We start from the raw sequence: 4,957 nt of genomic DNA, 5'->3' as shown, positions 1-4,957 counted from the left end.
GATTGAGTACGTGGCGGCGATTCCGGGCATCGAGCGCATCCGCTTCGTGACCAGCCACCCGAAAGAATTCACGCAGCGCCTGATCGACTGCTACGCCAATATCCCCAAGCTGGCCGACCAGCTCTACCTGCCCGCTCAGCATGGCTCGGACAAGATCCTGGGCGCGATGAAGCGCGGCTACACAGCGCTGGAATACAAGTCCATCATCCGCAAGGTGCGAGCCGTGCGTCCGAACGTGGTGATCTCTTCCGACTTCATCGTCGGCTTCCCTGGCGAAACGGACGAAGATTTCGAAGCCATGTACAAGCTGGTGCAGGACGTCGACTTCGACAACAGCTTCAGCTTCATCTTCAGCAAACGTCCCGGCACGCCGGCCGCCAACCTGGCCGACGATACGCCGGCCGAGGTGAAGTCGGCACGCCTGCAGCGTCTGCAAGCCCTGTTTGATGCCAACACCAAGCGCCACAGCGCGGCCATGGTCGGCCAGACCATGCAGGTGCTGGTAGAAGGTCCGTCCAAACGCGGCGGCAGCGAACTGCAGGGACGCGCCAGCAATACCCGCACCGTCTACTTCGACGGCGGCGCCAACGCAGCAGCCCTGCACGGCCAGATGGTCAATGTGCGCATCACCGAAAGCCTTGATTACTCCCTGCGCGGAGAAGCCTTACTTTGAAAACAAAAACACCAGTGCAACCGCACTACTTCATCCCCGAGCCGCTGGATAACACGCGCCTCGCCCACCTGTGCGGTCCATTGGACGAAAACCTGCGCCAGATCTCGGCCGCGCTGGATGTGACCATCTTCCGCCGCGGCGAGAAGTTCATCGTCAGCGGCGACAATGCCGAACGTGCGGTGGAAATCCTGACCCGCTTCTGGGACGTGGCGGACAAAGTGATTCCAGTGGAAGAAGTCCAGCTGGCACTGGTGGAACAGCGCGCGGGCCTGGCGCCGGAAGCCGAGGAAACCGGCGAAGAACCGCCCTTCCACGATCCGGACATCACCAGCCCGATCCTGAAAACGCGCCGCTCCGACCTGCGCGGCCGCACGCCGCACCAGATCCGCTACCTGCGCAATATTCTCGACCACGAYATCAGCTTCGGCATCGGCCCTGCCGGTACCGGCAAAACCTATCTGGCCGTGGCCTGCGCCGTCGATGCGCTGGAGCGCGACGTCATCAAGCGCATCATCCTGACCCGTCCTGCGGTGGAAGCCGGCGAGCGCCTGGGCTTCCTGCCGGGCGATCTGGCGCAGAAGGTGGACCCGTATCTGCGTCCGCTGTACGACGCGCTGTACGACCTGCTCGGTTTCGACCGCACGCAAAAGATGTTCGAGAAGCAGATCATCGAAATCGCGCCGCTGGCCTATATGCGCGGCCGCACGCTGAACCACGCTTTCGTGATTCTGGACGAAGCCCAGAACACCACCGTCGAACAGATGAAGATGTTCCTGACCCGTATCGGCTTTGGCAGCAAGGCCGTGGTGACCGGCGACGTGACCCAGATCGACCTGCAAAAGAGCCAGAAGTCCGGCCTGGTCGATGCGATGCATGTACTGCGCAATGTGCGCGGCATCGCCTTCAGCCATTTCTCCAGCGCCGACGTGGTGCGCCATCCGCTGGTGGCGCGCATCGTCGATGCGTATGAACAGTCGCAGGAAGCCAGTGCGGAAATCGCGCCCCTGCTGCATCCCGTTAAACCCGCCGTTAAAGCAGTCCGCAATGTCCGAAAAAAATAAGCTGACCCTGTCCGTCCAGTACGCCGATCCACGCCTGCAGGAAGACATTACCCGTCCCATGATCCGCAAGTGGGTCAAGGCGGCCCTGTTCGCGCCGGCCGAACTGACCATCCGCTTCGTGGCGGCCGAGGAAGGCCAGGAGCTGAACCGGGAATACCGCGGCAAGGATTACGCTACCAATGTGCTGACCTTTGCCTACAACGAGGGCGAGGATTACGACGAGGACGAGCCGACCCGCGCCGACATCATCCTGTGCACGGACGTGCTGCTGCGCGAAGCGTCCGAGCAGAAGAAAACGGTGGAAGAACACACGGCCCACCTGATCGTGCACGGCGTGCTGCACGCGCAGGGCTACGACCACGAGGATGATGAGGAAGCGGCGGAGATGGAAGGCATCGAAACCGAGATCCTGGACGAACTCGGTTACGCCGATCCTTACGCGTCCTGATCAAAACCCAAGGCGTAACCCAAGTGGCTGCCACGATGTGGCAGCCACTAGATTTCGCCGCGGGTTCTAAACTAGATTCCGCCGCGGGTTCTAAACTGGATTCCGCCGTAGGCTCTAATCGCGCTCTTTCCCGAAAGCCCACCATCCCGCCACGGCCGTGAACACGGCCACGATGGCGATGATGATCCAGAACCCTTCCTTGTCATTGGCGAGCGGAATACCGCCAACGTTCATACCCAGCAAGCCGGCAATCAGATTGATCGGCAGCGCCAGCACGGTGACGATGGTCAGCACGTAGAGGCTGCGGTTATTAGCCTCGTTCACCAGCGCCGCAATCTCTTCCTGCAGCGCCTTGATGCGCTCCTGCAGCGCCGCCATATCATTCAGCGTCACCGCGAATTCCTCGCTCGACTCGCGCAGCTCCTGGCGGTCCGCTTCGGACACCCAGGTCGGCGGGCGTTGCAAAAGTCGGAACAGCGCCGCCGGTTCCGGCGCCAGCAGGCGTTGCAGGCGCACCAGCACGCGGCGCATCAAGCCCAGGTCCGCGCGCTTGTAGCGCAGTTTGCCGGACAACAGACTATCCTCGATGCCGTCCACCTTGGTCGTGGCATCGCGCACGATGCGGGTCAGCACATCCGCCTGGTCGCGCAGCAAATGGGTCAGCAGCACCACGGTGGTGGCAATCGTCTCGCCGCGCTGCACCGCCTGGCGCAGACGTTCGACGGCCTGCAGCGGCTTACGGCGCGCACTTACCACCAGCTGGCGGTCGACGCTCAGCGACAGGCTGGCGATATCGGAAGGCTCGTAGCTGAAATCGCGCAGCACGTCATTCACTACGGCCACCAGCGTATTGTCAGCCTGCTCGATGCGCGTCGAACGTGAGCCTTCGTGCAGGCTTTCGTAGTATTCGGTGGCCAGCGTGGTGTGCTCGCGCATCCACTTTTCACTGGCCGTGTTAGCGAGATTGAAATGCAGCCAGACGAATTCGCCGGGATGATCCGCGCGCTGGCGCAGCCACTGCTCTGCCTCCGCTGCGTCAATGGGTAGCGGGTGCGGGCCACGGCCGAACAGATAGCTACACACCAGTCCACATTGATCCGAACCGTAGGCAACTGCGCTTATCTGCATGCATTCTCCTGACTCATATCAAACTGACAAATCGAACCCCGCGCGTCCGTTTGGTGTATCCTATAGCACTTCGAAACAATAGGCTTCAACGCCAACTATGCAAGAGCACTCTAGTAGCGTCAGAAATGACGCTAAACCACACCGGTCGCTATTTGAGCGACTCACCGCACTGATTTCCCCAGAGCCCGAGAACCGCTCGGAGCTGCTTGAAGTTCTGCACGATGCCCATGAACGCAACCTGATCGACGCCGACGCACTGTCGATGATCGAGGGCGTGTTCCAGGTGTCCGATCTGTCCGCGCGCGACATCATGATCCCGCGCTCGCAGATGGACGTCATCGACATTTCCAAGCCTATTGAAGACTGGCTGCCGCTGGTTCTGGAAACCGCTCACTCGCGTTTTCCGGCCATCGAAGGTGAACGCGACAAGGTCGTGGGCATTCTACTGGCCAAGGACCTGTTGCGCTACTACGCCGAAGAATCCTTCGACGTGCGCGATATGCTGCGCCCTGCCATCTTCATCCCGGAATCCAAACGCCTGAACGTGCTGCTGCGCGATTTCCGCGCCAATCACAATCACATGGCGATCGTGGTGGACGAGTATTCCGGCGTGGCCGGCCTGATCACCATCGAGGACGTGCTGGAGCAGATCGTCGGCGATATCGAAGACGAATACGATTTCGATGAAGAGGAAGACAATATCCTCTCCATCAAGGAAGGTCAGATCGGCCCGCGCTGGCGCATCAAGGCGCTGACGGAAATCGAGCAATTCAACGAAGAGCTGGACGCAGCCCTGTCCGACGAGGACGTGGATACCATCGGCGGTTTCGTCGCCAAGCATCTTGGCCGCATGCCGCACAAAGGCGAAGTGTTCGACATCGACAATCTGCGCTTTGAGGTGCTGCGCGCCGACGCGCGCCAGATCCACGTGCTGACCGTCGAAAAGCTGCCACCTTCCGTGGACGAGCAGGACTGATGCGCTGGCGTAAAGCCAGTGCTGGCGAGCCGTCCGCACCTCCCCGCAGTACCCGCAGCCGTATGCTGATTGCCGCCATCGCTGGCGGCATCAGCGTGTTTTCCTTCGCGCCTTTCGGCTGGTGGCCGCTGCAGATCCTTGCTCTCGCCCTGATGTTCTATCAGATGCTGCGCGCCGACACCGTGCGCGGGGGCGCGCTGGTAGGCTGGGCGTTTGGCTTCGGCTGGTGCACGGCGGGCTTTCACTGGTTGTATATCGCGTTAGGCCGCTTCGGCGGCTTGCCCGGACCGCTGGCCGCGGTTTCGATCGCGCTGCTTGGCGCGGCCATGGGCTTGTATGCCGGTCTGGCGATGGGTGCCGCGGGCTGGCTGCGCAAGCRCTGGGCCTTGCCGCTGCCGGCCGCTAATCTGCTGGTGCTGCCGGCGATGTGGGCCTTGTTCGAATGGCTGCGCGGCTGGCTGTTCACCGGGTTCTCGTGGGTGTCGGCGGGCTATGCGCACAATACGTCGCCGCTGTCCGGCTGGGCGCCGGTGCTGGGCGTGTACGGCATCAGCTGGCTGGTGGCGCTGACCGCCGGCGCGCTACTGCTTCTGATGCATCGCACGCGCTATGCGGCGCTGGGTGTGATCGGCGCGGTGTGGATCGGCGGCTTCGGCCTCCAATACGTAGAG

Annotated in this window: 5 protein-coding genes and 1 pseudogene; 5 read left to right on the top strand and 1 reads right to left on the bottom strand. The window is 61.9% G+C overall.

Translation table 11 applies throughout. The annotated features are described in order from the left end of the window. The 3 genes from AB4Z11_RS22895 to ybeY form a co-directional block, all read left to right on the top strand. A partial coding sequence (locus tag AB4Z11_RS22895) for a radical SAM protein (RefSeq protein ID WP_442027886.1) occupies positions 1-673 on the top strand: 673 nt, incomplete at its 5' end. Next, complete coding sequence (locus tag AB4Z11_RS22890) at positions 670-1,734, top strand: PhoH family protein (protein ID WP_442027885.1); 1,065 nt, start codon at positions 670-672, stop codon at positions 1,732-1,734. The genes AB4Z11_RS22895 and AB4Z11_RS22890, both read left to right, overlap by 4 nt. Then, positions 1,718-2,182 carry an rRNA maturation RNase YbeY gene (gene ybeY, locus AB4Z11_RS22885; protein ID WP_442027883.1) on the top strand — a complete coding sequence of 155 codons (465 nt, stop codon included), beginning with the start codon at positions 1,718-1,720 and terminating at the stop codon, positions 2,180-2,182. Before AB4Z11_RS22890 ends, ybeY begins: the two co-directional genes overlap by 17 nt. Positions 2,183-2,296: 114 nt before the next feature. On the opposite strand, the gene AB4Z11_RS22880 is transcribed toward ybeY, so the two are convergent. After that, entirely contained in the window at positions 2,297-3,310 is a 1,014-nt protein-coding gene (locus AB4Z11_RS22880) for a transporter (RefSeq protein ID WP_442027882.1), read from the bottom strand. Positions 3,311-3,407: 97 nt separating this feature from the next. Here AB4Z11_RS22880 and AB4Z11_RS22875 point away from each other — a divergent pair, with 97 nt between their 5' ends. Both AB4Z11_RS22875 and AB4Z11_RS22870 read left to right on the top strand, forming a co-directional pair. Then, positions 3,408-4,286 carry an HlyC/CorC family transporter gene (locus AB4Z11_RS22875; RefSeq protein ID WP_442027880.1) on the top strand — a complete coding sequence of 293 codons (879 nt, stop codon included), beginning with the start codon at positions 3,408-3,410 and terminating at the stop codon, positions 4,284-4,286. Then, positions 4,286-4,957, top strand: a pseudogene (locus AB4Z11_RS22870) (apolipoprotein N-acyltransferase); the annotation flags it as partial. The gene AB4Z11_RS22875 and the pseudogene AB4Z11_RS22870, both read left to right, overlap by 1 nt.

This window comes from Pseudoduganella sp. RAF53_2, assembly GCF_052113985.1.
In the GTDB taxonomy this organism is placed as follows: domain Bacteria; phylum Pseudomonadota; class Gammaproteobacteria; order Burkholderiales; family Burkholderiaceae_D; genus Rugamonas.
The sequence above is the reverse complement of the archived record's forward strand: the minus strand, read 5'-3'. Positions and strand labels throughout refer to the sequence as shown.

Bases quoted from the DNA above. Each gene is read 5' to 3' on its own strand.
- ybeY (WP_442027883.1), top strand. From the start codon at position 1,718: ATGTCCGAAAAAAATAAGCTGACCCTGTCCGTCCAGTACGCCGATCCA.
- AB4Z11_RS22880 (WP_442027882.1), bottom strand. From the start codon at position 3,310: ATGCAGATAAGCGCAGTTGCCTACGGTTCGGATCAATGTGGACTGGTG.
- AB4Z11_RS22875 (WP_442027880.1), top strand. From the start codon at position 3,408: ATGCAAGAGCACTCTAGTAGCGTCAGAAATGACGCTAAACCACACCGG.